Annotated in this window: 22 protein-coding genes; 17 read left to right on the forward strand and 5 right to left on the reverse strand. The window is 70.6% G+C overall.

What is annotated here, in order from left to right; genetic code table 11:
* Positions 1-533: 533 nt before the first annotated feature.
* From VGB75_10810 to VGB75_10865, 12 genes are all read left to right on the forward strand, one after another.
* Complete coding sequence (locus VGB75_10810) at positions 534-1475, forward strand: ABC transporter ATP-binding protein (protein ID HEY0167520.1); 942 nt, start codon at positions 534-536, stop codon at positions 1473-1475.
* Positions 1472-2236 carry an ABC transporter permease gene (locus VGB75_10815; GenBank protein HEY0167521.1) on the forward strand — a complete coding sequence of 255 codons (765 nt, stop codon included), beginning with the start codon at positions 1472-1474 and terminating at the stop codon, positions 2234-2236. Before VGB75_10810 ends, VGB75_10815 begins: the two co-directional genes overlap by 4 nt.
* Positions 2226-3050: an ABC transporter permease gene (locus VGB75_10820; GenBank protein ID HEY0167522.1), complete on the forward strand. Its 825-nt coding sequence runs from the start codon at positions 2226-2228 to the stop codon at positions 3048-3050. The genes VGB75_10815 and VGB75_10820 overlap by 11 nt, the downstream gene beginning before the upstream one ends.
* A 78-nt stretch (positions 3051-3128) precedes the next feature.
* A complete protein-coding gene (locus VGB75_10825) occupies positions 3129-4412 on the forward strand; it encodes a nucleotidyltransferase family protein (protein ID HEY0167523.1) in 1284 nt (427 codons plus the stop codon).
* Between the two features lie 184 nt (positions 4413-4596).
* Positions 4597-5478, forward strand: a complete 882-nt coding sequence (locus tag VGB75_10830) for a hypothetical protein (GenBank protein HEY0167524.1) — start codon at positions 4597-4599, stop codon at positions 5476-5478.
* A gap of 382 nt (positions 5479-5860) precedes the next feature.
* The gene (locus VGB75_10835) at positions 5861-6814 is read left to right on the forward strand and encodes an alkaline phosphatase family protein (protein ID HEY0167525.1); all 954 of its coding nucleotides are present in this window, start codon (positions 5861-5863) and stop codon (positions 6812-6814) included.
* 13 nt (positions 6815-6827) lie between these two features.
* Positions 6828-8045, forward strand: coding sequence for a hypothetical protein (locus VGB75_10840; protein ID HEY0167526.1), 1218 nt, complete (start codon positions 6828-6830; stop codon positions 8043-8045).
* Positions 8032-9846: an aminotransferase class I/II-fold pyridoxal phosphate-dependent enzyme gene (locus tag VGB75_10845; GenBank protein ID HEY0167527.1), complete on the forward strand. Its 1815-nt coding sequence runs from the start codon at positions 8032-8034 to the stop codon at positions 9844-9846. Before VGB75_10840 ends, VGB75_10845 begins: the two co-directional genes overlap by 14 nt.
* Entirely contained in the window at positions 9843-11711 is a 1869-nt protein-coding gene (locus tag VGB75_10850; protein ID HEY0167528.1) for a DUF4910 domain-containing protein, read from the forward strand. The genes VGB75_10845 and VGB75_10850 overlap by 4 nt, the downstream gene beginning before the upstream one ends.
* A complete protein-coding gene (locus tag VGB75_10855; GenBank protein HEY0167529.1) occupies positions 11708-12715 on the forward strand; it encodes a GNAT family N-acetyltransferase in 1008 nt (335 codons plus the stop codon). The genes VGB75_10850 and VGB75_10855 overlap by 4 nt, the downstream gene beginning before the upstream one ends.
* A 213-nt stretch (positions 12716-12928) precedes the next feature.
* Complete coding sequence (locus VGB75_10860) at positions 12929-14293, forward strand: ferritin-like domain-containing protein (GenBank protein HEY0167530.1); 1365 nt, start codon at positions 12929-12931, stop codon at positions 14291-14293.
* Entirely contained in the window at positions 14290-15141 is an 852-nt protein-coding gene (locus VGB75_10865; GenBank protein ID HEY0167531.1) for a hypothetical protein, read from the forward strand. Before VGB75_10860 ends, VGB75_10865 begins: the two co-directional genes overlap by 4 nt.
* A 60-nt stretch (positions 15142-15201) precedes the next feature.
* On the opposite strand, the gene VGB75_10870 is transcribed toward VGB75_10865, so the two are convergent.
* Entirely contained in the window at positions 15202-16347 is a 1146-nt protein-coding gene (locus VGB75_10870) for an App1 family protein (GenBank protein HEY0167532.1), read from the reverse strand.
* 231 nt (positions 16348-16578) lie between these two features.
* On the opposite strand from VGB75_10870, the gene VGB75_10875 reads away from it, so the two are divergent.
* The 3 genes from VGB75_10875 to VGB75_10885 all read left to right on the forward strand — a co-directional run bounded on the left by VGB75_10875 (position 16579) and on the right by VGB75_10885 (position 20746).
* On the forward strand, positions 16579-17940 hold the full coding sequence (locus tag VGB75_10875) for a hemolysin family protein (protein ID HEY0167533.1): 1362 nt from the start codon (positions 16579-16581) through the stop codon (positions 17938-17940).
* The gene (locus tag VGB75_10880; protein ID HEY0167534.1) at positions 17940-18977 is read left to right on the forward strand and encodes a hemolysin family protein; all 1038 of its coding nucleotides are present in this window, start codon (positions 17940-17942) and stop codon (positions 18975-18977) included. Before VGB75_10875 ends, VGB75_10880 begins: the two co-directional genes overlap by 1 nt.
* 350 nt (positions 18978-19327) lie before the next feature.
* Positions 19328-20746 carry a hypothetical protein gene (locus tag VGB75_10885; GenBank protein ID HEY0167535.1) on the forward strand — a complete coding sequence of 473 codons (1419 nt, stop codon included), beginning with the start codon at positions 19328-19330 and terminating at the stop codon, positions 20744-20746.
* A gap of 98 nt (positions 20747-20844) precedes the next feature.
* Here the strand turns inward: VGB75_10885 and VGB75_10890 are convergent, their stop codons facing one another.
* The 4 genes from VGB75_10890 to VGB75_10905 all read right to left on the reverse strand — a co-directional run bounded on the left by VGB75_10890 (position 20845) and on the right by VGB75_10905 (position 24448).
* Complete coding sequence (locus VGB75_10890; protein HEY0167536.1) at positions 20845-20982, reverse strand: hypothetical protein; 138 nt, start codon at positions 20980-20982, stop codon at positions 20845-20847.
* 83 nt (positions 20983-21065) lie between these two features.
* The gene (locus VGB75_10895; protein ID HEY0167537.1) at positions 21066-22280 is read right to left on the reverse strand and encodes an AI-2E family transporter; all 1215 of its coding nucleotides are present in this window, start codon (positions 22278-22280) and stop codon (positions 21066-21068) included.
* A gap of 14 nt (positions 22281-22294) precedes the next feature.
* Positions 22295-23518 carry a TerC family protein gene (locus VGB75_10900; GenBank protein HEY0167538.1) on the reverse strand — a complete coding sequence of 408 codons (1224 nt, stop codon included), beginning with the start codon at positions 23516-23518 and terminating at the stop codon, positions 22295-22297.
* Between the two features lie 117 nt (positions 23519-23635).
* Positions 23636-24448 carry a DinB family protein gene (locus tag VGB75_10905; protein ID HEY0167539.1) on the reverse strand — a complete coding sequence of 271 codons (813 nt, stop codon included), beginning with the start codon at positions 24446-24448 and terminating at the stop codon, positions 23636-23638.
* Between the two features lie 234 nt (positions 24449-24682).
* Here VGB75_10905 and VGB75_10910 point away from each other — a divergent pair, with 234 nt between their 5' ends.
* Positions 24683-25831, forward strand: coding sequence for a M20/M25/M40 family metallo-hydrolase (locus VGB75_10910; protein ID HEY0167540.1), 1149 nt, complete (start codon positions 24683-24685; stop codon positions 25829-25831).
* 1 nt (position 25832) lies between these two features.
* Positions 25833-26951 carry a diaminopropionate ammonia-lyase gene (locus VGB75_10915; GenBank protein HEY0167541.1) on the forward strand — a complete coding sequence of 373 codons (1119 nt, stop codon included), beginning with the start codon at positions 25833-25835 and terminating at the stop codon, positions 26949-26951.
* The last annotated feature ends 32 nt before the right edge of the window (positions 26952-26983 follow it).

Consider the following 26983-nt stretch of genomic DNA (forward strand, 5'->3'; position numbering starts at 1 on the left):
ACCATGGCGCGCCGGATCTGTTTGAGGGCCAGTCCCGCTTGCGGTTGGACGGCGTTGCTGCAGCCGGGCGCCGCCGCACCATCTGGGTACTGGACCGAATCGTTGCTTTTCACTGGCCGTGACTTCTACACTTCTGTCAGCAGTTAACCGCTACGTCCTGATTTGCGTAGCAAGCCCAGAGTTCGGCTGCTCGCGCGTCAGGCACGACGTTCGGTGTTCCCTGCGACATCTCAACCTGGTGAGGGGGTAAGAATCATGGCAGCGTCCAACATGCAGCCGCGCGTCATCAAGCGGAAGAAGGACCGTTGATCCGCCAAGCGCAGGTGTCGGCGCGCCATGACCATGGCGCGCCGCATCTGTGTGGCGGCCACTTCCGCTTACGGTCACGGCGTTGCCCGCCGGTGGCCGCGGCCAGGCGAGAGTTGCGCATGTGACGGGATCGCAGTCGGCCCTGGAGCGGACGTGCGCCCAGTGGCTCCGTGTCAAGCTGGGCCGCTCGGTGGCCGGATTCTCCGACCGCCGGCTGATGTGTCATGCCTGAGGCCGCCCTTGCCGTCCACGGGGTGGTGAAAGAGTTCGGCCGGGGCGCCAAGCTGCGCCGGGCGCTGGACGAGGTGTCCTTCGAGGTGCCGTCGGGGCAGATCTGCGGCGTGCTGGGCCCTAACGGGGCGGGCAAGACGACGCTCGTACGGGTGTGTTCGACCATGTTGCGGCCCGAGCACGGCACGGTCACGGTGGCCGGCTTCGACGTGGTCGCCCAGATGGCCGACGTTCGCCGCAGCATCGGGGTCGTGCTGGGTGGCGACCAGGGCCTGTACCCGAGGCTGACCGGGAGCGAGAACCTGGAGTACTGGGGTTCGCTGTTCCGGCTGCGGCGACCGGCGGCGCGCAGGCGGGCGGCGGAATTGCTGGAACTGGTCGGCCTCGCCGACCGTGGCGGCGACCGGGTGTCCACCTATTCCCGCGGCATGAAGCAACGGTTGCACCTGGCCCGCGGCATGGTCGGCGACCCACGGGTGCTGTTCCTGGACGAGCCCACCACCGGGTTGGACCCGATCGGCATCCACTCGCTGCACGAGATCGTGGTGAACCTGTCCACCAGTGGCGTCACCATCCTGCTGACCACGCACGACATGGCCGAGGCGGAGGCGCTGTGCGCCCAGGTGCTGCTGATCTCGCGCGGCCGCATCCTGCTGCGCGGCGCGCCCGGAGAGCTGGAGATCCCCTCCCAGGTCCGGGTATCGGTGGACGTCGGCGGCCTGGCCGAAGCCCGGTACCGCGAGCTGGCATTGCTGCCCGGGGTGCTCACCTTCTCGCTGCGTCCGGGAGGCACTGCCCGGTTCGGCCTTGACAGCAAGGAGCACGCCGCTGAGCTGTCGTCCCGGGCCCAGGAGGCCGGCGCCGACCGGCTCGGCATCGCTCCGGCCTCGGTCGAGGACGCCTATCTCGCGCTCTTCGACGTGCCCGCCCCATGAGCGTGTTGCTCGCCGGGCTGCGGTTGCAGATGCTGATCAGCCTTCGCCGGCTGGACGAGCTGCAGGTGCTGGCCCTGGTGCCGTTCGCCGCGGTGCTGTACCTGACGATGCTCGCCCAGACCGGCCGGCGCGATCTGGCGATCGTGGGAGTGCTGGCCAGTTACGTGACCGCGGTGTGGTCGCTGGCGATCTATTCCGGCGGTGACCTGATCGACGAAGAGCGCCGCAACGGCACGTTCGCGTCGCTGCTGGTCACGCCGGTGTCGGTGGCCCAGGCGATGTTCGGCCGGGTGCTTGCCATCTCGCTGCTCGGGCTGGTCGCGCTGGTCGAGTCCGGCGTGGTGGCGGTGCTGTTCTTCCACATCGATCTGGGCATCGACCGGCCGTGGCTGCTGGCGGGCATCGTGGTGCTGCTGACCGTGGCGATGGCCGGGGCGACGTACCTCTTCGCCGCCGTGTTCCTGCTGACCTCCCACGCTCGCTCCTGGCAGAACGCGATGTCCTATCCGGCGTTCGTGCTCGGGGGCGTCCTCGCGCCACTGCGCGCCTGGCCGATCTGGGTCCAGGTGCCCGGACGGTTGTTCTTCCTGTCCTGGGTGATGGACCTGTTCGCGGTGGCCACCGGCCGGTCCACGGGCGGGGTGCTGCTACCGGCGCTGGCCGCCGGTGGACTGGTCGCGATCACCTGGTGGCTGGCGTGGGAGATGGTGCGGTGGGCGATCCGGCGCGTTCAGGCCACGGGAGCCTTCGATGGCGCCTGACCGGCTGACCTCCGGCGAACCGATCGATGAGACTGCCGCCCTGCTCGCGACCTTCCGGTTCGCCGCCGTCATCGGGTGGCGGGACTTTCGCGCGTCGTACCGGTGGTACACCTACGTCGGCGGCTGGCTGGTCCGGGTGGTGGCCCAGGCGGCCTTCTTGGCGTCGGTAGGGCTGTTGGTGGGCAGCGAATCGGTGGCGCACCGGATCGCGATCGGCGCCGCGTGCGCCTCGGCGGCCACCGGCGCGCTGCTGGCCATCCCGATGGCTACCCGGGAGCGCGCGCTGGGCACGGCAGGCCTGCTCGTCGTCTCGCCGGCGGGACTGGTCCCCTCGATGCTCGGACGGGCCGTCGACCGGCTGGTCGACGGGGGCCTGATGAGCGCCACAGCGCTGGTGGCGGTGTTCGCCTACCTTCCCGAGGTGCGGCTGCTGCACCCATCCTCGCTTCTGCTGCCGGTGCTCGCGATGGCGATGGCCTACAGCTCGACCTGCCTGGCGATGACCCTGGCCGGGGTGGCACTGCTCTGGCCGGACGCTCGCAACCTGCTCAGCGCCAGCCTGACCGTCCCGTTGACGTTGCTGTCGGGCGCGGTGCTGCCGCACGAGCTGACCGGTCGGTTGGCGCTCCTCAGCCATCTGCTGCCACTAGGCAACGGCGTCCAGGGCTGCCGCCAACTGGCGCTCGGGGATGCCGCTGGCGCGCTGCTGCCGCTGCTCGCCGAGGTGCTGGTGGGCTCGGTGTGGCTGGTGGCGGCAATAGGTTCCCTGCGCGTGACTCAGAGCTGGGCGACGCGCCGGGCGGGGCTGGTCTAGTGGCGGGGCTGGTCTAGTGGCGGGACTGGAGCGGTTGTCCGACGCCGAGCCCCGCAGCCGACAAGAGGGAGGCGTGCGATGAGCGCGAGGAAGCTATCGGACCGGCAGCGGCTGTGGAATGCCCTGCTGTGGCCAGGAGGTCTGGACTCGGCCGACGCGGTCACCCTCGGTCGGCTGGCGTTGCTGGCCGAGGAGCAGGAGGTGCTGCTGCCGCTGGCCGACCAGTTCCTGGCAGCGCCGGCGTGCACCGAACTGGTCGCCGAGCGGGTGGCGCTGCGCCGGGGCAACCACGCCCGGGCGGTGATCCAGCTGCGGCAGGTGGACGAGGCGCTGCGGTCGGCCGGAGTGCCGTTCCTGGTTATCAAGGGCTTCGGCTATGAGCACCTGCAACCGGCCGGTTACCAGCGGCAGATGGACGATCTCGATCTGGTGCTGCCGACCATCGCCGACGGATGGCGGGCGGTCACCGCGCTGGCAGAGCTCGGCTATCAACTGCGTGCGGCCACGGTCGCGCGTCGCGACTGGGGCTGGTCGGCCGTGATCGCGCTCCAGGACGACAAGGGCACACACGTGGAGCTGAACTGCGCCGGCATGATCTTTCACAGCCATTCGGTGCTGCGCTGGAACGCCGAGCTCTTCACCGACCATGAGACTGTCCGGGGGGTCGGGGTGTCCGGGCGCCGCTGGGCCGCCGCGATCCTGATCGCCGAGATGGTGGACCGGCCCCGGCTGCGGCTGCGCGACCGGCTCGACGCCCGCGCGGTGCTGGCCCGGCTGGACGGCTCCGACGAGGCCTGGCTGGCTGACCTGGCGCGGCGCCACGCGCTGGGGTGGGAGCTGACCGCAGCTCGTGACACCGGTTCCGACGACGTGGACCGCGAGGGTAACCCCTGGCTGCGGGTGCGCCGCCGGGTGCCGGGCACTTTCCGGGCCGTCACGCATGCGTATCCGATGATGCGCCCCGCCGGCGTCGGCCAGGCCGTCCGGGCGGCGGGCGTCGCCCTCAGCCGTGACTTGCTCGGCTTATGGCTGGAGGGCGATCCGGATGCCGAGGTCAGCGACCGGATGCTGGCCTGGGCCGGCCGGGTCGCGACCGTGCTCAACCACCGCCCGGCCGGCCGGCAGCTCGCGACCGGGATAAGCCTGCCGCTGGTGCCGTTGGACACCGCCGATCCCGCCCGCCGGCAGGTGGCCGGTCAACCGGCCGACAGCTCCGACGGGATCACGGTCTATGACACCGGCCGGACGCTGGTGCTGGATACGCCGATCGGCGCGTTCCTGGCGGCGGTCATCCCCATCGTCACCGAGGCGCAGGTCGAGCGGGCGGTCGCCGCTATGGCAGGGACCGTCCGCGACGGCTGACCGTCCGAACCGCCGCGCGGACGCAGCTCGACGGGCTCGGCAGGGAAAGGCTGGCATAGAGGTCAAAATGGCTACAATCGACGCATGAGGGGAAGCCGTGCTGCCTGATAACTCCCCGCAACATAACTCCCCGCAACGCCATCCGGCGGTCCAAGCCGCCGCTGTCGCCCAGCGGGACTCCCGCATGGATGGGTGGCTGACCGCGTCCGCGGCCAAGGCCGGCCGCTACTGCGATGACATTTATTTTCTCGAGTCGTGGAACCAGGCCTGCGAGTCGCTGCCCGATCCCGGGCCGATCCTGCGCGCGAACACCTACGTCCTGCTCAAACCGGAGACGCTGGCAGCCGGACGTGTCGAGCAGGTGCTCACGCTGATCCAGGACCGGGGCTACCTGCTGCTCGACGTGCTACCCATCCTGCTGGACCGGCACCGGATCCGCGCGCTGTGGCAGTACCAGCTGAATGCGGCGCCGTTGGCCACGCTCGCCACTGTGGATCTGATCATGTCTTGCGGGCCTGCCGCGATCGCACTGCTGACGGAGGCGCCGGGCGCCCAGCAGTCCGGCGGCTCTGCCAGCGAACGGCTGAGCGTGATGAAGGGCCTGTCGTACGGGCCTCGCCGGCCGACCGACATACGAGCGTTACTGGGAGGCACCACCAGGTTGTTCAGCTACTTGCACGTTCCGGACGAGCCCGCTGATCTGGTCCGCGAACTCGGCATCTGGTTCGACCACCCCGCCAGGCGCCGGGTCTATCGCACCCTCGCCGGCGGCGACGGCACGCCCAAGCTGGCGATCAGGCAGGCGGCACGGCGGCTCGAACCGGACGTTGTCATCGACCTCGACCTGCATCGGGCTCTGGACACCGTGGCGCGCGCCATCGGTGCGGGGGACGAGGCGCGACTGCGGCAGGTGCGCACTTGTCTTCTAGAAGAATGCGAGGCCACGACATTGCTGGACCTGGTGCACTGGCTGAGCGGCCTGCCCGGCGTCCCGGCCTGGGACCGGGCGATCATCGCCGCTCATCTGGTGCAACGTGAACCCCTGGCGCGCCCTCCGTTGCTGTAGCGAGGTCGCCGTGGCGCGCTGCGCTCGGCCTCCGTCACACTCTTCCTATATACGACAAAGCCATTGTCGCCGGTAAAAACAGGGTGTACCTTCGATACATCACTTATCACACTCCCTTGTGAGGTTGTCATGACTCCCACCCAGCAGCTCCGCCGTGTGGACCAGCAGATCACCACGGCTCCCGCAGTCCTCGTTCCTTCGGCGATCGAGAAGATGTTGATCACGCGCCAGGAAGTCCAGCTGCCGAAGTTCCGCACCACCTGTACTGACTGCGTCCCCAATTTCTAACCTTCTCCAACTGCCCGAACGCAGCACGATTGGGCGGGCGGCTGACGTCATCGAACGTCAGGCGCGCGCCCAATCTGACGCCGGGCGCCAGTCGGTGCTGCTGGCCGTGGATGGGGTAGGGCTGTCGATCGCCGAGGCATGCTGGCCGGCGGCTCGCTGCGAGTCGCTGGTGACGACCTTTCCCAGTACCTCCACGACGGCCTGGCTGACAGCCTTGACCGGCGCGGGCCTGGAGCGACACCTGGTTCCTGGCATGGTGTTTCAGGTCGACGGCTCGCCGGTAGAGGCGGTGGGCCCAGGCCCGGCGAACCTGATCGGTCCGGTCGAGTCGGTGTTCAGCCGCTTGCGCGCCGTCGGTGTCAGATCGTCGGTGATTCCCGGGATGATCGCCGACTACCCAGGCCCCTGGTCGCGTGCGCTCTGGCAGGGTGCGAGCCTCGTGGCGCCCACTCGACCGGCTGCCACGCCACCGGACCCCCGGGACACCGCGAGCCAGGCCGTGGCCGACATCGACGCGGTGCTGGCCACCGGCGCCGATCTCGTCATCGCCTACGTCGACATCGACTCCACGGTTCACCAGGAGGGCTACTCCGACCGGGTTCAGCAGGCCCTGGCGATTCTTGACTCCGCCGCGATCGGCTGGCGCCGGCAGGAGATTCGCACGATGGCGCTGTCTGACCACGGCGCGACCGAGGTTCGTCCGGATGCCGCGGTCGCGCAGCGCTGGACGGCCATGGTCGATTCCGGCCTGTGCGATCCGGTCAGCGGGGGCGCCGGCCGGGTGCGATGGCTGCACTCCTGCCCGGGGCAGCACCAGCGGCTGCTCCAGGTGGCCCGGGATGCGCTCGGCGACGTCGCGTGGGTGGCGAGCAAATGGGAGGTCGCGCAGCGTGGGTGGTGGCCGGCTTCGGAGAACTTGCTGCGGCGGGTGGGCGATGTGGTAGCCGTCGCGACCGCTCCTGCCTTCCCGGTGCCGCAGGAGGACATGCGTTATGAGCACGGCTCGATAACCCCGATGGAAATGCTGATCCCGTTCGCGGTCTGGTGAGGTAGGAGCACAGATGCCCAAAGCAATCCTGCATGACAAGGTCGGTGGGGTCACGGCTCTGCCGGCTGAGACCGGGCAGTCCCTGGTGGACCTCCTCCGGCTGGCCGGCGTGCCGCTCAACTCGGTGATGACCCGGCTGAACGGCGAACTGGTCAGCGAAGACAGCGTGCTGCTTGGCGCCGACGACGTGGTCGAGGTGTTCCAGGTCCGCCACTACGACATGGGCGTCACCCGCGCGCCGTCCCAGCGAAAGTACGCCGCGGTCAAACCGGTCTACACCAAATCGGTCCTGTTCGACGACAAGGGCGATCTGGAGGTGCGCAGCGAGCAGTTCGACCGGGACACCTTCCCGCAGTTCGTGGAGACGGTCTTCGTCGAATCGGTGACCTCCGGCCAGACCATCCGGGATGGCGACCGGATCGTGCTGGGCCTGTCCGGCGGCCGCGACTCCATCGCGCTGCTCAAGCTGCTGGAGCGGACCCGGGACCGGCTACCCGACTTCTCGACGATCGCGCTGACCGTGACCGGCCTGCCCGACTGGGAGGAAAGCGCCACCTTCCAGGCCGCGGTGGACGCCTGCCGGCGTCTGGACATCGAGCACGTCATCTCCACCGCCGAAGACGTCCAGGAAGTGTTCGGGCTGAAGGTGCCGTTCGTCGAGGCGATGACCCGGGTGGTGGCCAGCGACCGCGCTTCCAGCACCATGGTCATCGGCCATCAGGTGCTGCGGCGGATGATCGAGATCACTGCCGTCAGGCGCGGCGTGACCGACGTGGCATGGGGCTTCAACGCCGATGACCTGCTGGCCAGCTTGGTCACCTGGTGGATGAGCGGCTTCCGGATGGGCAGCCTGCCGGTGCGCCAGCTCGGCGACTTCCGTTACACCTTCCCGCTGTACCGGATCACCAAGAAGGAGCTCACCCTCTACCTGGAGCTGACCGCGCCGGAGTGGAACCGCCAGGGCGCGCCCGGCCGATTCACCACCGGGCCGGACGAGCGCTCGATGTCCTATGCCATCGCCGACCACCTGCTGGGGCTGTGGCCGGGTGCCGACTATTACGCCTTCAACGCGTTCGCCAACATGCAGAGGTACATGGAGCCCATCGCCAGCGAGCTGTGCGACATCTGCGGCGGTGCGTTCATCCCACAGGCCGGGTACCCGGGGCCCAAGAATCTCTGCGACGTCTGCGACGTGTTCTCGCGTATGGAACTGGTTCGTGCCAGGAGGTGATCCGCCGGCCGAGCCGTGGTACCGGACCTATTTCGGGCCGTCGTTCTGGGCGCTCGTCGAGCAGGAGTACACAGCCGAGCGGACGGCCGTCGAGGTGCGGTACCTGCAGAAGGTGCTCGAGGAGTACGCGCCTGGGCGAAGGGTCCTCGATCTGGGCTGCGGCACCGGGCGGCACTCCAGCGGGTTGGCCAGCCACGGTTTCCAGGTGACGGGCCTGGATGTGTCCCCGTCGGCTCTGGAGCGGGCTCAGGCCCAGCACGGCGGCGAGCACGGGCTGAGCTTCCTCCAGCACGATGTGATGACCGCCCAGCCGTGGCCGGTCGGCGAGGTCGACGCCGTGATCTTCGTCCAGGGCCTGGGCTGGGGCGCCGATGCCGACCAGCGCCGGCTGCTGCGCCGGATCCACCGTTGCCTGGCGCCCGGCGGCGTCCTGGTGCTCGACCTGTCCAATCTCGCCTCGATCCTGCGCAACTTCCTCGCCACCGGGCATTTCCCCTCCGACCGCCACGGCTCATTCGCCATCCGGCGTGACTACCTCCCAGCTACCGGCCGGATCGAGGGATGGTTCGAACACCTGCCTGCCGAGGGCAGCGCGACCTCGCTCTGGCAGTCCGTCCGGGTGTACCTGGTGGAGCAGGTGATCAGCCTGGTCAAGCAGTGCGGATTCGCCGTGGAGGCCACGCATGCCGAGTTCGACCGGAACCAGCAGGTCACCATGGACTCCCGTTACGTGCAGCTGGTCTGCCGAGCGGTCGCCGTGCCGCCGGACAGCCTCGCGCTGGTCAGATCGACTCGTGCGCCGGGTCCGGAGCTGGACCTGCACTGGACTCCGGACGAGGCGGAGTTCCTCTGCCCGACGACGCAGGAGCTCTGGCGACAATGGTGGCCCGCGAGTGTGACCGAGCAGCTGGAACTGGTCGGCGACTACGGCTTGCACGACCCGTACGGCGGCCACCGGGGCGCCGGGGTTCTCTCCGCTGCGCACGGGGTCAGCCTCGACGCCGACTGCATCACCTTCGGCGCCGGCGCCACCCAGCTGCTGGCGGTCCTGTCGACGCTCGCCGACGGCGGCCGGGTGGCCACCGCTCCGTTCGGCCATCCGGATCTGGCCGAGTGGGCCCGGGCAAGCGGCTCGGATGTGCTGGTGGCAGACAGCTGGGCCGACCTCGATGCCCTCCGGGCATGCTCGCTGATCGTCCTGGACCGCCCGGGCTCGGCAGGGGAAGTCCTGGATACCGATGAGCTGGCGCGCCTGTGTGCCCGGCTGGCCGGCACCGCGGTGGTCGTGGTCGATGAGAGCTATGCCAACTATCTCGGTCCGAACGCCTCGGCGGCGCCGGTCACCGCCGAGGTCGACAACCTGGTCGTGGTGCGCGGCTTCTCCAAGGGCTACTGCCTGGGCGGCCTGCGTGCCGGCTACGCGGTCTGCTCGCCAGCGCTGGCCCAGGAGGTCAGGGCTCGCGCCGTCCCGATGGCGGTGGCCACCGCGTCGCTGGAGTTCGCGCTGCGGCTGATCGGCGCCGGGGACATCTTCGGGCCGCTGCGCGACCGGATCGCCGAGGTCGGACCGGTGGTGCGCACGGCGCTCCAGCGCCTCGGCGTGGCGACGTCGAGTGGCCATCCGGCGCTGCCCTGGCTGGTGGCTCAGGACGCCGCGGTGGCCTCGCGGGTGCTCGGGCGAGCCGGCATCAGCCACAAGAGCTTCCGGCCGGCCGGGGGAGGCCGGGCGGACCTGGTACGGCTGGCCCTGCCGCTGTCGGAGGCCAGGCTGCAGCGCTTTCTCCAGGCGGTGCAGGCGTGATCCTGGCCGACGCCCTCCACACGGCGACCGCTGCCCTGGACCGCGCGCGAGCGGGGGAGCTGATCCGGCGGCTCAGCGAGCTCGACCGGTTCCCCGCCTCGGCGGGACTGGACAGCGCCGCCGGGTTGGTGGCCGAGGCGGCCGTGGCGGCTGGTGTGCGGGATGTCGACGTGCTGCGCTGGCCGGTAGCGGGCGAGCGGCGGCGCTGGTGGACGTTCAGGGCTCCGGCGTCCTGGACCCCGGGGCCGTCGCGGCTGAGCTGGCGGGGGCGGGTGCTCGTGGAGTACCCGCGCGACGCCTTCGGCCTGGCAGTGAACTCCGCGCCCACCGACGGCGCCCGGGCCGCCCTGGTGCGCGGTCGCTCGGCGCCCTGGCGCGACGCGGTCGTGCTCGTCGAGGAGCCGGTGGTGGCGCCGACGTTGCTGCGCGACATCGAGCTGGCCGGCGCCCTGGGAGTGGTGTGCAGCCCTGGCTGGCAGGCCGAGGGTGAGCAGGACTGCACGCGGCGGGTGGAGTTGCCGCCCGGCGCCGGCATCTTCGCCTTCAGCGTCCGCCCTTCGGTGATGCGCGACCTGGTCGCCGGTCATCGGCCCGGCGACCAGGTGGAGGCGACGGTCCGGGTGGCGACCGGCGCCGCGATGCCGGTGGTGACCGGTGTCATCCCAGGCCTGGACCCGAGCCTCGGCGAGGTGGCGCTGCACGCCCACCTGGACCACCCTCGCCCCAGCGCCAACGACAACGCCTCCGGCGTGGTGGCCTGCCTGCAGGCCGCCCGGGCCCTGGCGCGGCTACCCGGACGCAGGCGCGGCGTCCGCTTCCTGTGGGGTCCGGAGTTCACCGGCTCGGCGGCCTACCTGCACGACGTCGTGTCGGCCGGCACGCTGCCGGACGTGGTGGCGTTGCTCAATCTCGACATGGTGGGCGAGCACGAGCGCGACACCGGTGGGATGCTCAACGTCGAGCGCAGCCCGCTGGGCACGCCGGATGTCGCCTCGGCCGTGGTCGGGATGGTGCTGGACAGCCTGCCGGGACCGAGGACGACCTATGCCGGCGCGCGCTCGGCGCCGGCGGTGCCCTGGGTCCAGGCGCCGTTCGTCGGCGCGTCGGACCATCTGCTCTACCTGGACCGGGCCAGACCGGTCTCAGTCACCAGCCTCAGCCACCATCCCGACCGTTACCGCCACTCCTCCTGCGACACCGCCGACCGGGTGGACCTGGAGCGGCTGCTCGCGGTCAGCAGCTGCGCCGCCGTGGCCGTCCAGCTGCTGGCCGGCGGTCCGGACACCAGCCAGCTCGTGCTGGCCTGCCTGTCGGCCAGGCACAACGATCTGCTCGACGTCGCCCGGGGCGCCGGGGCCGCAGAGCAAGCAGGCTGGATCGAGCCGGCCGCCGCCGACCGGGCGCATCGCCGGTTAGCAGCCGTGCTGGCCGGCGGGGACCGCGACCTGGCATGGATCGCCGGACTGGCCGGGGTCGAGCTCGACCGGGTCGCCGGCTACCGCGACAGCCTACGAGCGGTCGCGACGTCCCTGACGCCGCTGCTGCCGCCTGGTGAAGGCAGCGGCCGGCCTGCCGGGCCGGCGCTGAGCCGATGCTGGAGCGGGCCGTTCAACCTGTTCGCGGCCCTGGACGCGGTGGACCAGCGAGCCAGGCAACGCGCCTGGGACGGCATCGGGCAGGATCGAGGGGCGGGTTACGCCAGGCTGGTGGCCCTGGCGCTGGCAGTCGACGGTGAGCGCGACCTGGACGGCGTGGTCGAGGCCGCGGCTTTCTCCAGCGGCCTGCCGATGTCGGTCGACGGCGCCCGCGGCTGGCTGGAGGCGCTGCTGGAGGCGGGCTGGTTGACGCTGGGGCAGGCGCGGTGATCACGACCAGCGTCTATCGCGATATCGCCGACGTCCCCGCCGACGAGTGGGATCTTGTGGTCGAACGCGCCGGTGCGCCGGTCTTCTACCGGCATGCCTACCTGAGCGCGCAGGCCCGTACGGCGGTGATGCCCGCGCAGGCCCAGGTCCTGGTCATCGCGCGCGACAGCAGTGGCGATCCCATTGCGATCTGCCCGGCGAGCCTGCAGGCGCCGAGCGATCCGCTGGGCGCCCTGGCCAATCGCGTCCACGGCTATGACCCCCATGACCGTGCGCTGCTCAGCCACAACTGGCAGTGTTACGACACCAGGCTGCCGGCCACCGAACACCGCGCGCCGCTGCGGATCGTCCAGACGCTGCGCGAGGTGGCAGTCGAAGCCGGCGCCTCCTGGCTCGGCTTCGTCAACGTCACCGCCGGGCCGCAGCTGGCCGCGCTCGCCGACGCCGGATTCGACGTTGTCGAGATGGACGAGCGGTTCTGCCTGGACCTTCGCGACATCCACACGATCGAGGACTACCTGCAGCGGCTCAGGTCGAGTGCGCGACGCAACATGCGCCGGTACCAGCGGCGCGCGCAGGAACGCGGTGTGGTGGTCGAGAACCTCGCCGTGCGCGACGTCGACCTGGACGAGGCGGTCACGCTGATCAGGGACACGGCGGCCCGGCACGGCGCCGCCGACTTCTACCGCGACGGCCCCTTCCAGGACTTCCTGCACAGCCTGGGCGACCTTGTCACGACGATCAGGATCAGCGACGCGGATCGGCTGCTGGCGGTCGGTTTCTGCCTGCCCGATCGCGATCGATTCCATCTGTGGACGTGTGGTGCGGTGTACCAGTACGACGCGGCGTTCAGCCCGTACACCCTGCTGTTCCTGGAGATGGTGCGGTCCGCGGTCGCCAGCGGTCGCCCGCTTCTGGAAGGAGGCCGGCGCAACCGGGAGTACAAGGAGCGACACGGCCTGCATCGGGTCCCGCTGCATGCGGCCATGGTTCGGTTGGGTTGAGCGACGTGGACGCCAGCGGCGACCAGCTCGACGACGACCCCACCCGGCTTGACCAGGTGAAGCCGTGATCGGCAACCGGCTCTTGAGATCCCGGCCCGCAGCCACTTAGCATCGACTCGCTACCGAGCGCAGGGCACGGACACCGGCACGCCCGTCAGGTCGGTAGGCAGTGACACGGGGTGGCTGCGCTGACACCGGGGACGGCGATTGCCGATGACGCTGATCAATACCCGCACCGAACTCATCAACGCGCTGACCGAGGCCGCTGAGCTCGAACACGGTTTGCTCTGCCAGTACGTCTTCGCCGCGGTGACGATGAGGCAGACTGCCGATGAAGGGATCACCTGGCCTCAGGCGGAGCTTCTGCGGGGATGGAAGCGGACCCTGCTCGAAGTGGCGCGGCAGGAAATGGCGCACCTGGGAACGGTCCACAATCTGCTCACCGCGGTCGGCGGCGCGCCTCATTTCATGCGCGTGAACTTTCCACAGGCCGCGCGTCACTTCCCCGCGGATGCGCCGTTCGTCCTGGAACCCTTCGGCGAGCCGACCCTGCGCCGGTTCATGCGCTTCGAGGAGCCGACGTTCCCCGTGAAGCGCCCTGCCGTGCCGGAGCCCGCGCCCGACCCCATCACCTACACCCACGTGGGCGCTCTCTACCACGACATCGAGGCGGGGTTCACAGCACTGGACGACGGGACGCTGTTCATCGGGCCGGTCGCTCACCAGGACGACAACGCGTGGTCGCGGGGCCTGCATATCTCGCCCGTGCACGACCTGAGGAGCGCGCAGAAGGCGATCGGCTTCATCGTGAAGGAAGGCGAGGGAGCCCCCGGGCATCTGAGCGGGTCGCATTACCAGCGCTTCGTCGACGCGCATGCGGCGCTCGGCGCGGCGACGGCCGCCGATCCGACCTTCGTGCCGGGACGTCCGGTCGCGAGGAATCCGCTCACCCGCAACCATCCGGACGCGCCGGAGGGCGGCCACGTCATCACCGACGAGCGCACGCGTGCTGTCGCGCAGCTGTTCTCGGTGTCCTACGAGACCACCCTGATGATGCTCAGCCAGTTCTACTCGTTCGGACCGGAAACCCCTGTGCAGCGTGAAGAATTGCGGCAGGCGACCCGGGAGATCATGAGCACCGTCATCCGCCCGCTGGGCGAGGTGTTGACCCAGCTGCCCATGGGCCCTCAGTACCCGACGCTGACCGCTGGTCCCGCCTTCGAGCTGTACGGCGACATCCACGTCTCCACGCACGCCGAGAACGCGTGGTACGTGATCAGTGAGCGCCTGGGTCAGCACGCCGCCGCCGGACTGGCGCTCGCGGCTGAGCCGAACGCCCATCCGCGGCTGCGGCTGTGTGCGGAGAACCTCGCCCGGCTCGGGATCAACCTCGCTCGCGCGGCCGCGTCGGGGTTCTCGTCCCCGTCGCCGGCCCTGACCCGCAAGGCGGTTGCGGTGCGCCCGAACTCTGACGCGCTGACCCACGCCGACGCGCTGACCCACGCCGACGCGCTGACCCACCCGCCGCGTGCCGCCACAGCGCGGTACGGCAGCGCTGCCCTGGAGCCGGACAGATGAGCGCGTTGACCCTCGGGTTCGAGGGCTTCGTCCAGGTACGGCTGGCCACCGATCCCGATCCGTCGGACGAACCGCGCGGGGTGAGCGGCTGGACGCACGCCGTGGCCGGCGAACCGGATCTGGACCGGGTGCTGGTGCTGCAGGACGACGACCCCCGCCGCGTCCGGCGCTCGCGGGGCCCGCGGGTGGGAGTCACGGTGCGCAGCGTCGAGATCGACGGCGTGGCGTCGTCGGGACATCCTCTGCTCGGCGCGCGGGTGGAACTGCTCGATGCTCCCAAGTTCGAGGGCCGCAACTGGGTCATCGCCTCCGACGGCGCCGAACCCATCTACCCGCTGCATCTGAGGATCTCCGCCCCTGGCCTCGTGCTGGACAAGCGCGACGCGCTGACCGACTCGGCAGGGGCCAGCATTCCGTTCTATCTGATCGGGCCACAGGACCTCGAGCGCCGCACGCCGACGATGGAGGGCGATCCGGGCGCGCAGGCCGAGGTGATGGCTGCGCTCGGCGTCCCCGACAACGATCCGGTCGCGTGGCGGCAGGCCCGCAAGAACGTCCTGCGGGAGGACCTCGACGCGCTGGACGCCGCCGACGAGGTGACTGCGACCGCGCTGCGCGTGCGCATCGCCGATATCGAGGCGGGCGGCATCGCCGAGGCGCTGGTCGGCATCCGGATGAGGTACCGACTTCTGGTGCACGGTCCCGGATCCAGCTCTGTCCCCGCCGGCGCGCTGCCGGGCAAGGTGGGCGATGACGCGGACTGGAAGCTCGACTTCTGGGTAGGCGGCTGGGATGCCGACGCGCTGTGCATGTACCTGCGCGGAGCCGCCGAGATCCCGCTCGCTTGACGCACGCTCGGGATCGCGCCGGCCTGACGCACGCTCAGGATCACGCTCGCCTGACGCTCGTCAGGATGGAGCGACGAGGCCGAGCTCCACGGCATGGCGCAGCATCGCATCGGTGTCCTCGGCGAGGACGAACGGCACGCCGGCCTCGTCGAGCAGGCGCTCGGCCTGCTCGACGCGCTGGTCGCCGGCCGTGCCCGCCCGGCGGATGTAGACCGCCAGGACCCGCCCCGGATGCTCGGCGCAGAAGTCGGCGTAGATGGCCGGGTCCTGTTGGCCGCTGTCGCCGATGAGGACGAAGCGGCTGTGCGGCAACGCCTGCGCCAGCTGTCGCAGGGTGGACAGCTTGTGCGTGCGGGAGCTGACGCGCAGCAGGCTGTCAGCGCCGGGGCCCCAGTCGGTCAGGACCAGCGGCCCGTCGGGAAACCGGTGCCGCGTCAGGAAGCCCTGCAGGTAGCCGACCAGGTTCCACGGGCTCGTCGAGAGGTAGAAGAACGGTCGCTCGACCGTTCCCGGCGTCCCCTGGGCCAGCGCCCGGTACAGCTCCGGCGCGCCGGTCAGCGGGACCCGGGTCGACTGCTCCTGCAGCAGCATCGTCCGCAGGGTGGCGCCCAGGCCGTGGGCGATTCCCGAGTCGACGATGGTGTCGTCGACGTCGCTGACCACTGCCACGTCCGCCGCCGGGTCGGGCACGTGCACGACGCCGAGGGCCGGCTTGCCGGCCGGCCGCACCGGGGTGAGAGTCACCTGGTGCCGTCCTGGCGGCAGGTGAAGGTCCTCCAGGCGCACCTGCAGGTAACCCTCGCGGTCGGCGCGCGCCATCACCTCGCGCTCGCCGAGCGTGACGCGCACGCGCGCCCCGGGCACCTCGACGCTGAGGAACGGCAGCAGGTTCGAGCGCAGCACCGCCCACCTGCTCGACCGCGCGTCGCCGACGCGAGGGGGTGCCTCGACGAGCACCCGTCCGCCCAGCAAGGCCCAGCCGCCGGTGCCGAAGCCGGAGAAGGGGTGGACACGCACGGGCCAGCCCAGGCGCAGCAGCAGCCAGGCGGCCCTGCGCTCGACGGCCTCGAAGGCGAGCAGCACGGCACGCAGCACGGTCCGCGCCACGCCTGCCGCGGGTCCTGCCGGAAGGGCCTTCAAGGCCTTGGCCGCCCAGGGGCGACCGCGCGGCGGTTGCGCGGGCGCCAGGCTCGGGTCGAGGGACACCCGAGGAGCGTAGCGGCGCGCCCGGACGAGGCTGCCGCCCCTGTCAGACTCGGCGCGGGTCGCGGCATATGCCATCGTGGAGGCATGGCCTCCTACGCGCTCGACAAGGCCGCCGTGCAGATCGACGCGACAGGGATGGCAGGGTGGGGACATCGTGAGGACCTTGACCGTTGAGCCGACTGTGAACAGCCGTCGGCGTCTTTCGCGCTGCTCCGGCCTAGGGGCTCCGTAGTGGTCCTGGCTCTTGGCGGGGTGGCGATCGTCTGCCTGCTCACCCTCGGCACCGCGTTGTTCGTGGCGGCCGAGTTCAGCCTGGTGGCGGCCGACCGCGCCGAACTGGAGCTCGCCGCGAAGGCAGAGGACCGGGCCGCGCAGCGAGCGCTGGCCGCGGTGCGCACCTTGTCGTTCCAGCTGTCGGGCGCCCAACTCGGCATCACGATCACCACCCTGCTGGTCGGGTTTCTCGCCGAGCCGTCCATCACCACGCTGCTGCGGCCGGCGTTGAGCGCGGCGGGCCTGCCCGAGCCGGCTGCCGACGCGGTGGGCGTCGTCGTGGCGCTGACCCTGGCGACGGTGCTGCAGATGGTGCTGGGCGAGCTGGTCCCCAAGAACTGGGCCATCGCGCGGCCGACGCCGGTCGCCCGCACCGTCGCCGCGCCGATGGCGGTGTTCACCACGACGTTCCGGCCCCTGATCGCAGCGTGCAACGGCCTGGCCAACATCATCGTCCGCGGCTTGGGCATGGAACCGCAGGAGGAGTTGCGCTCAGCGCGTTCGGCCACCGAGCTGAGCAGCCTCGTGCGGAACTCCGCCGACCAAGGCACGCTGCCCGGGGAGACCGCGCGGCTCATCGCCCGCTCGCTTGACTTCGGCGACCGCGTCGCCGGGCACGTCATGACTCCACGGACCCAGATCATCAGCGTGGCCGAGACCACCTCGCTGGCAGACCTGCTCGCCGCCAGCCAGGCCTCCGGTCATTCCCGGTTTCCGATCACCTCCACAGCCGAAGGCCGGCCCGACCTGGACGACATCACCCACATCGCTCACGTGAAGAAGGTCTTCACCGTCCCTGTCGCAGAACGCGGCACCACCCCGGTGTCGGTGATGGCCTCCCTCATTCCCCAGGTCCCGCAAACCCTGCATCTGGAGCCGCTGCTCGCGCTGCTACGCCAGCACGGGCTGCAGATGGCGGTGGTCATCGACGAGTACGGCGGCACGGCGGGCATCGTGACTCTCGAGGACGTCGTGGAGGAACTCGTCGGCGCCGTGGAGGACGAGCACGACGCCGTGACGACGGGTGAGGCTGACGCCGGCGCTGACACCGGCGCCGGTGCCGCGCTCACCGTCCCGGCGAGGCTGCGGATAGATGAAGCCATTCACGTCGCGCCTGGTTTTCCCCACGTCAGCGGGCCCTATGACACCCTGGCAGGCCTGCTGCTGCACCGCCTCGGACGGCTGGCCCAACGTGGCGACCAGGTCGAGGTCGAGGGCTGGACTGTCACGGCGGCCACCGTGGACGGGCACCGCATCGACACCGTCACCCTGCTGCCCCCGGCGCCGGGCGCCACCGCCGCGGACCTGAAGAGGCACTGATGACCGCGCTGCTCCTGCTCGCCGCGCTCGGCCTACTGTTCGGCAACGCCTTCTTCGTCGCCGCCGAGTTCGCCGCTGTCAGCGTCCGGCGGGCCCAGATCGAACCGCTGGCCGCCACCAGCCGGCGCGCCCGACGGGTGCTGGCTGCCCAGCAGAGGCTGTCACTTCTGCTTGCCGGCGCGCAATTGGGCATCACGCTGTGCTCGCTCGGCCTGGGCGCGGTCGCCGAGCCGGCGGTCGCCGCGATCTTCGAAGACCTCTTTCACACCCTCGGCGTCCCCACCGGCCTCACCCACCCGGTGGCGTTCGCGATCGCGCTCGTCCTGGTGGTCCTGTCGCACATGGTCATCGGCGAGATGGTGCCCAAGAACATCGCCCTGGCGACGTCCGAGCGCGCCGCGCTACTGCTGGTCCCGGCCCTGGACAGCTTCGTCGCCGCGACCGGACCCGTCATCCGCGGTCTCAACACCTTCGCCAACGCCGTGCTGCGACTGTGTGGGATCGAACCTCAGGATGAGTTGAAAAGCGCCTACACCCACGAGGAACTCGCCGACATCCTCGCCGAGTCCCACGACGAGGGCTACCTCGACGCCGCCGAGCACCAGCGCCTGTCCAGCGCCCTGCACCTGGCCGAGCGGACGGCCGCCGACGCCACCATCCCGCACGCGGAGCTGGTCACCATCACGACCGCCACGACCACGGGTGAGCTGGAGGAGTTGACCGCCGCGACCGGGTACTCACGCTTTCCGGTTCGCGACCACAGGGCTCCGGGCGCGCTGCTCGGCTTCGTCCACATCAAAGACGTGCTCACCGGAGCGCACGACCCCACCCGGCCCTGGCCGGTGCAGCACTTGCACCGCATGCCGCCCATTCCGGCCGACAGCCCGCTGCCTGACGTCATCACCGCGCTGCGCCGCGCTCGCAGCCACCTCGGTCACGTCACCGACGGCGGCGCCAGCCTGGGAGTGCTGGCGCTGGAAGACGTCGTGGAGGAATTCGTCGGCGAGATCTCCGACGGGTCGCACACCGACCTCTGAGCTCCGATCTCGCACCTGGTGATCGACGTCGGGTGCCCGCGGCTGCGCATCGCCTGACGTCACGGCGAGGTCGCGGACAGTCACGCTGAACCAGCTCTCGGTGAGGGGTTCGGCCTTTGTGGGCGCCGCTGAGACAGCGCGTGACAGTGCCCATACATTGTTGCCATGCACATAGTCCGCGACTGACTGAACGAGGACGCCCGGCCGGCCGAAGAGCCCTGATCCAGCGAGTGAAACCCTTAACACAGCAGGCTAAAAGTGCGACACTCAGCCTTGGTCCCGCGTCAATCGATCGAGTCGCTGCGACCTTGGTCAGGAAGCCGCGACCCCCTCACAGGAAGGGAAAAGTCATGGCGGACCTACATGAGTGGAAGCTGTCGGAGGTTATCCGGGCATGGGAGGACGACCCGGGCGCGCCACCGACCTATCGCACTCCGATTCTGCGGCCGCAGCCAGATCTCCAAGCGTTGCCGTTGGCGCTGCGCATCGCCGACTTGCCCCCGTCGCAGAGTGGTGATCAGCCCGGCACCGTCGAGTTCCGGTACTGGGCCGCGGCAGACGCCCTTCGCCGGGCAGCGGACTTCTGGGGATCACTGCTCGGTGACGACATCAGTTGGCATCCCTCGGTGGGGGACGAGCTGACCGTGACGCTCGACGCCGGCGAGGATCTCAACGCCTACTACGACCGTGCCGGCCTCACGTTCTTCCACCAATCCGTGTCCGGCATCACCGTCTACTCGGGCGAGAGCCCGGACGTGCTCTGCCATGAGACCGGCCATGCCGTCCTCGACGCAATTCGGCCGCAGCTATGGGACGCCGCCAGCGCCGAGGTGGCTGCGTTTCACGAGTCGTTCGCAGACATCAGCGCGCTGCTCTCGGCGCTGCAGCTGGATCAGATGCGGGTCGCGGTGCTCGCCGAGACCAACGGCCACCTCGCTCGCTCGTCCAGGCTGTCCCGGGTCGCTGAGCAGCTCGGATGGGCGATCCGTCAGATCTCGCCGACCTCCGTCGACCGGGACTGCCTGCGCAACGCGGCGAACCACTTCTTCTACCGCGACCCGGTGATGCTGCCGCCGGACGCGCCGGCAGCTGAGCTGTCCAGCGCCCCGCACTCGTTCTCCCGGGTGTTCACCGGCGCGTTCCTACGGGCGCTGGCCGGGATCTTCCGGGCGCAGCAGAACCGCGACGAAAGCGGGCTGAAGCAGGCCAGCATCGACGCCGGCCGCCTGCTGGAAGCCGGCGTGGCAGCGGCTCCCATCGTGCCCGGCTACTACGCGCAGGTGGCAGCGCACATGATCGCCGCCGACCACGAGATGTTCGGCGGCGGGTACGGGCGAGCCCTGCGCTCGGGCTTCGTCCGGCACGGCATCCTCTCGCCGTCCGGCGCCACGGCCCTCACGGCCGCGGCGGTGGGCGAGCATGCCCTGGGGATAGTCGGGGCTCGGACCGACCGGGGTGAGGCGCTGGAGAGAGTCCTGATCTCCGGGGAGGCCTACGGCATCGCGGGGGAGTTCTCCTGTCGGGCGCCTGCGCAGGGGCTGCGGTTCGGGGTCGCCGGCGCGTCCCCGGCGATCGGCTCGCTCGCCTACGGCGACGCCCAGCGGGTGGCCGCGTCCTTCGTGGAGGACCTGTTCCGGCAGGGCCGGGTCAGCGTGCCGGAGGAGCACCTCACCGCCGAGGCGACCATGGACGCGGAGGCGGGGATCCACACGCATCAGATCATCCGCGCCGACGGGGGCCTGACGCTGGCCCGGCGAGCCTTCGACTGACCGCGGAACGGACTCATCTCATGGACTCCCACCAGGGAAAGGACGCAGCTGGGTCAGATCCCGCCGCGTCAGATCCCGCCGCGTCAGATCCCGCCGCGTCAGCTGAGGATGACCAGGCGCGGCGGGCTGAGGAGCGGTTCATCGACGATCTCATCAGTCGTGGCGAGGCGGTGCCCGAAGGAGAGGAGCTGCCACGGGGCGCGACGCACGAGGTGATCCGCGATGAGGACGGTCACAGGAAGGTCCGGCGCCGTCGGTTCAAGGCGTACTGACCGTCGAGTCGGCCGGTGATCTCGATGCGAACGTGCCGCTGAGCGGCTCAGCCCTGCGCCGGCCTGGCTGTCGCGGTCGGGACCCCGTCAGGGGCCGCGTCGGCTGCCGGGCTGGCAGCCGCCGGTTGGGTGCGGGCGAGAAACTCCTCGCGGGCGTAGCGCACCATCGTGACCACGATGGCGACCAGGGGGACGGCCAGGAACGCGCCGGTGATGCCGGCGAGCGAGCCGCCGGTGGCGACCGCCAGGATGACCAGGGCAGCGTGCAGTTCCAGTGCGCGCCCGACCAGGAGCGGCTGCAGGATGTGTCCCTCCACCTGCTGGACGACCAGCACCAGGACGGTCACGATCAGAGCGCTGGTGAGCCCGTCGGTAACCAGCGCGACGAGGGCTGCCAGCGCACCGGTGACGAAGGCGCCGATGATCGGGATGAAGGCGCCGAAGAACACCAGGACCGCCAGCGGCAGGGCGAAGGGCACCCCCAGGATCGCCAGGCCGATGCCGATCGCGACCGCGTCGACCAGTCCCACGGCGGCCTGGGCCCGCATGAACCCGCTCAGGACGTTCCAGCTGCGCGTGGAGATCTCGCCCACGTGGCGGCCACCGGCCGGGCCGAGCCAACGGGTGAGCCAGGGGATGAACTTCGGGCCGTCCTTGAGGAAGAAGAAGCACAACACCAGCGCGAGCAGTCCATGGACCAGGAGGTGGCCCACGGTGGTGACGCCGGTGAGGACGCCGCCGGCGATCGAGCCGGAGTTCGCCCGGAGCTTGTCCACGGCCTGGTCGATGTAGTCCCCCAGCGCGGCGGCGTCGAGGTTGAACGGTGGCCCGGCGATGAGATCCTCGAGGTCGGTCAGCCCGCCTGCCACCGCGTCGGTGAACTCCGACCACTGATCGGTCACCTGGGGCACCAGGATCGCTCCGAGGCCGGCCAGGACGCCCACCGCGACGAGCAGTGTGAGGAGCGCGGCCAGAGCCGGGGGAAGGAACTTGCGCAGCAGCCGCGCGAGGGGCCACAGCACCGAGGCGAGGAAGAGCCCGAGCACGACGGGCAGGACCGCGTCCCACAGCTTGCCCAGCGCCCACGCCACCACGACCAGAGCTGCCGCGGTGAGCAGCAACCGCAGGCTCCAGGTGGCCACGCCGGCGCCGAGCCGGTCGATGACCGCGACCGGCCGGGTGGGATCCCGGTGGTCCTGCGCCACCGGCGCCGGCTCGGCCGCGCCGGGCGCCGCGGCTGAACGAGATCGGGAGCTGAACATAGGACGGGCTCTTCTCAGCTTGACGGTGATGGTGGGCTGCTCACGGCTTCTCCTCGTCGCACCGCGGCCTCGTGGCTGGCGCGGGCGCGTTCGAGCAGTGCCATGAGTTCGGGTTCGTCGCGGACCTTCTGACGATACTTGGGGCCCAGGGCGATGATCTGGTCGCGTTCGGCGAGCAGCGCCCGGAAGATGCGCTCGCGTTCGGCCGGGTCGGCGGTGTACTCGCTGTCGAGGTAGGAGCCGGCGTGGCGGCGGGCGTTGGAGATGGCGTTCTGGGCCTTGCCCGCGGGGCTGAGCAACGAGGCCAGGACCGTGAAGAGCAGGACGCCGATGATCACCGACAACGACAGCGCCGTGCTGATCTCGACCACCTTGACGGGCTCGCCGTCGTTGATGAACGGCACGTTGTTCTCGTGGAGCGCGTGCAGGATCAGCTTCACGCCAATGAAGGCGAGGATCACCGCAAGCCCGTAGGAGAGGTAGATGAGGCGGTCCAGAAGACCGTCGATGAGGAAGAACAGCTGCCGCAGGCCCAGCAGCGAGAAGGCGGTGGCGGTGAAGACGATGAAGGTGTTCTGGGTGAGCCCGAAGATGGCCGGGATGGAGTCGAGGGCGAAGAGGATGTCGGTGCCGCCGATAGCCACCATGACCAGCAGCATCGGGGTCATCGCGCGCTTGCCCTGGTGGACGGTGAAGAGCTTGTCACCGTCGTAGTAGTCCGTGGTGTGAAACACCCTGCGAGCCAGCCGGATGATGAGGTTGTCGCCGCCGTGGGAGTCCTCGCCCTCGGACTTGAGCAGGTTTCCGGCGGTGAGCAGCAGGATCAGGCCGAAAAGGTAGAAGACCCAGGCGAAGGCGTTGATCAGCGCCGCGCCGAGAAGGATGAAGCCGGTGCGCGCGATGAGCGAGAAGACGATGCCGAACAGCAGCACCTTCTGCTGGTCCTCGCGCGGCACCCGGAAGCTCGTCATGATGATCAGGAAGACGAAGAGGTTGTCGACCGAGAGCGCCTTTTCGGTGATGTAGCCGGCGAAGTACTCCGAGCCCGCCGTGCTTCCTCCGAAGACCAGGACGCCGACGCCGAAGAGCAGCGCCAGCCCGACGTAGAGGGCGGACCAGAGCGCGGCCTCGCGCAGGCTGGGGACGTGGGCCTTGCGGACGTGGAAGACGAAGTCGAAGACCAGCAGCCCGATGATCGCGATGATCGTCAGTCCCCAGACGAGGGGGGTTACCTCCATGGGTGTCGCTCCTGCCTGGTAGGCCGGGTGACGGCCCGCCAAGGGGCCGTGCCTCGCCGAGCGGAGGGCTCCCATCACGTCAGAGGCGTCCTCCCACTGTGCCATGACGCTGCCGGGTCACACGCCGCCGGCGCCGCCTTCGACGCCGGCTTCGAGCACCGCGAGGTCGCGGGTGGCGTAGCGGCGGTGCTCGCACTCCTCGTCCATCACCACGCTGAGGCAGCCGCCGACCGTGCGGGCTTCTTCGGGGTAACCGGGCGCCGGCGCACGGGTGCAGGCCCGTGCGAGCTCGGTGTCGGTGAGGCCGTCAACGATGCCGCGCACCAGCGCCATCCGGTCCGCGCGCGCCTGCAGCACCTGCGCATACGAGGGACGGGCGTCGAGGTCCATTCCGAGGGCCGCCGCGTCGGTGGGCGAGTAGGCGGTCTGGGGCAGGCCCAGCCGGTGGTAGGGCATCGGCTCGTCGAGGACGGTGCGGCTGGCCCAGGCGTCGGTGGTGAAGACGAGGTGGCGCAGCGTCTCGACGAAGGACCACTCGTCGTCGACCCGTTCATGAAGAGCCTGTTCGGGCAGCCGCTCGGCCCGCGCGACCGTCTCGGCCCAGAGCCCTTCGAGGGTGTCCCACATCGCGCGGAAGTCCTCGGCCGTCCGCATCTGTCGTAACCGCGCACGCTCGGGGTGCCGCCGGTCGAGCTCGGCCGCGACGAACGCGGTGACGTCGACGTCGTTGACGACGAGGTTCTGGACGTATCCGGACACGCTGACGTCGACCAGCCACGAGTCGACGATCTTGACCTTGGTCAGGTCGCAGTCGCGCAGCCTCGCGCCGGTGAGGTCGCAGACCGTGAAGTTCGCTGCCCGGAACGCGTCGGTGTGGTCGATGTCGCGATCACCGGCCGACCATCGATGCGGACCGTACTGCGCCGCCATCTCGTCATTGTGGCCGATCGATCGCTGGACGGACAATTCCTTTGGGCGGCTTCGCCTTTGGGCGGCTTCGCCTTTGGGCGGCTTCGCGCCATCGCAGGCGCGCACTCCCGCCGAGGCGGTCGAGTCGCTGGACCGCGCAGGCAACGCCAGGCACAGTGTGCCCATGACGTCGACGCCTCATCCGCAGCTCCGGTCAACCCCCAACCTGCGCCTCGGCGGTCGTGGCGGTGCGGCGTGAGCGCTGATCGCGAGGTCGTGGAGCTGCTGTCCGAGCTGTCGGCGATCGACTCGGCCAACCCCTCGCTGCTGCCGGGCGCGGCCGGTGAGGCCAAGGTCGCTGAGCGCGTCGCCGACTGGGCCACCGGCGCCGGCCTGGGCGTCGAGGTGTTCGAGGCTGTGCCCGGACGCCCCAGCGTCGTGGTGCGCAGCCGGCCCGCCGGCTCCGGCGCCGGCCGGTCATTGTTGCTGTGCGGGCATTCCGACACCGTCCCGCCGGGTGACATGGCTGATCCGTGGGGCGCTCGGATCGAGGGCGACCGGATCTATGGCCGCGGCGTCTATGACATGAAGGCCGGCCTGGTGGCGGCGCTGATCGCCTGCCGTGACGCCGCGGCCGCCGGAGCCCCCGGCGAGGTCATCGTCGCGGCGGTGGCTGACGAGGAGCACTCCAGCTTCGGCGTCCAGGAGGTCCTCGCCGCCGGCGTCCGGGCCGACGCCGCGATCGTGACCGAGCCGACCGAGCTGGCCGTCGCCACCGCCCACCGCGGCTTCGTGTGGACCGAGATCCAGGTCGTCGGCAAGGCCGCTCACGGATCACGCCCGCACCTGGGCGTCGACGCCATCCTCAAGACCGGACCGATCCTGGTGGCGTTGGAGGAGCTGAACCAGCGGCTGCGAGGCGCCGCCCACCCCAGCCTCGGCCCGGGCACCTTGCACGGCTCGCTGATCACCGGCGGGGTGGGGGAGTCCACCATCCCGGCGTCCTGCGTGCTGACCATCGAGCGCCGCACGTTGCCCGGACAGACCCTGGCCGACGTCGAGGCCGACATCGAGGACCTGCTCGCCGGATGCCGCGCCGCCGACGCCGGCCTTGAAGTCAGCGCTCGCACCACCCTGGCCCGCGAGCCGTTCGAGGTCGCCGCGGGCAGCGCCATCGAGCGCGCCGTGGTCGCGGCGACCGAGCGGGTGCTGGGCCGGCCGGCGCCGGTCGGCGGGGTCAGCTACTGGGCCGACGCGGCGTTTCTCTCAGCGGCCGGCATTCCCACGGTGCTGTTCGGTCCCAGTGGCGACGGCGCCCACGCCCAGGTCGAGTGGACCGACCTGCCCAGCACGGTGGCCTGCGCCCGTGCGCTCACCGCCGCCGCGATCGAGTTCTGTCGCTGACGTGACAGACCCGCACTGGTATTCCCGCCCCGCTGCCCGATCCTGGCGTGCTTCGCCGGCCCGGGCTGCGCTCACGCCGGCGTTCCACTCCAGGTTGCCCGGTTACGCCGCGACCCCGCTGGTGGAGGTCCCCGCGCTGGCCGAGGAGCTCGGCGTGGGCCGGGTGTTCGTCAAGGACGAGTCATCGCGGCTCGGGCTGCCGGCCTTCAAGGCCCTCGGCGCGTCCTGGGCGATCGCCCAGATCCTGGCCACCCGCGGGCAGCTGAGCGGCCCGCTGACCCTTGAGGCGCTGCGCTCGGCCGCGGCCGCCGATCCGATCACCTTGATCACCGCCAGCGACGGCAACCACGGCCGGGCCGTCGCCCGGATGGCGGCGATGCTCGGGCTGCCCGCGCAGGTGTTCCTCCCGCAGATCGTCTCCGCGGGCGCGGTGGCGGCCATCGCCGCCGAGGGCGCGCAGGTCACCGCCGACGCCGGCACCTTCGACGCGGCCGTCGAGCAGGCCGCGGCCGCGGCAGCCGGCCGCGGCGACGCGGTGCTGGTGCAGGACACCGGTTGGGCGGGCTATGAGCAGGTTCCTGGCTGGATCGTCGAGGGTTACGCGACGCTGCTTGCCGAGACCGACGCCCAGCTCGCCGATGCCCGCGCCGGCCGGCTCGGGCTGATCGTCGTTCCGATGGGTGTGGGATCACTGGCGCAGGCAGTCCTCACCCATCAACGCAGCGCGCCGGCGCCGGCGCCGGCGGTGCTGGGCGTGGAGCCCGTCACCGCCGCGTGCGTGCTGCGCAGCCTGCTCACCGGCGCTGCCACCACCATCACGACGGCGCCGACGGTGATGGTCGGGCTGAACTGCGGCACCCCGTCGCAGCTGGCCTGGCCGGTGCTGCAGGCCGGCCTGGACGCCGCGGTGGCAATCGCTGACGACGCCGCCGAGCAAGCCGTCACCGACCTCGCTGCCCATGGGGTGTCCTCTGGCCCTTGTGGGGCGGCGACCCTCGCCGGGGCCCGGGCCGCTCTGACCGGCGCGGGAGCGGACCGTCGTCGGGCAGAGCTCGACATCGGCGCGGACAGCGTCGTGGTGCTGCTCAGCACCGAGGGCCGCGACTCCACGCGCCGGTAGAGCACGAGCAAAGGTCCGGCGTGGCCGCATCG

The sequence above is a fragment of the Jatrophihabitans sp. genome (assembly GCA_036399055.1).
Taxonomy (GTDB): domain Bacteria; phylum Actinomycetota; class Actinomycetes; order Mycobacteriales; family Jatrophihabitantaceae; genus Jatrophihabitans_A.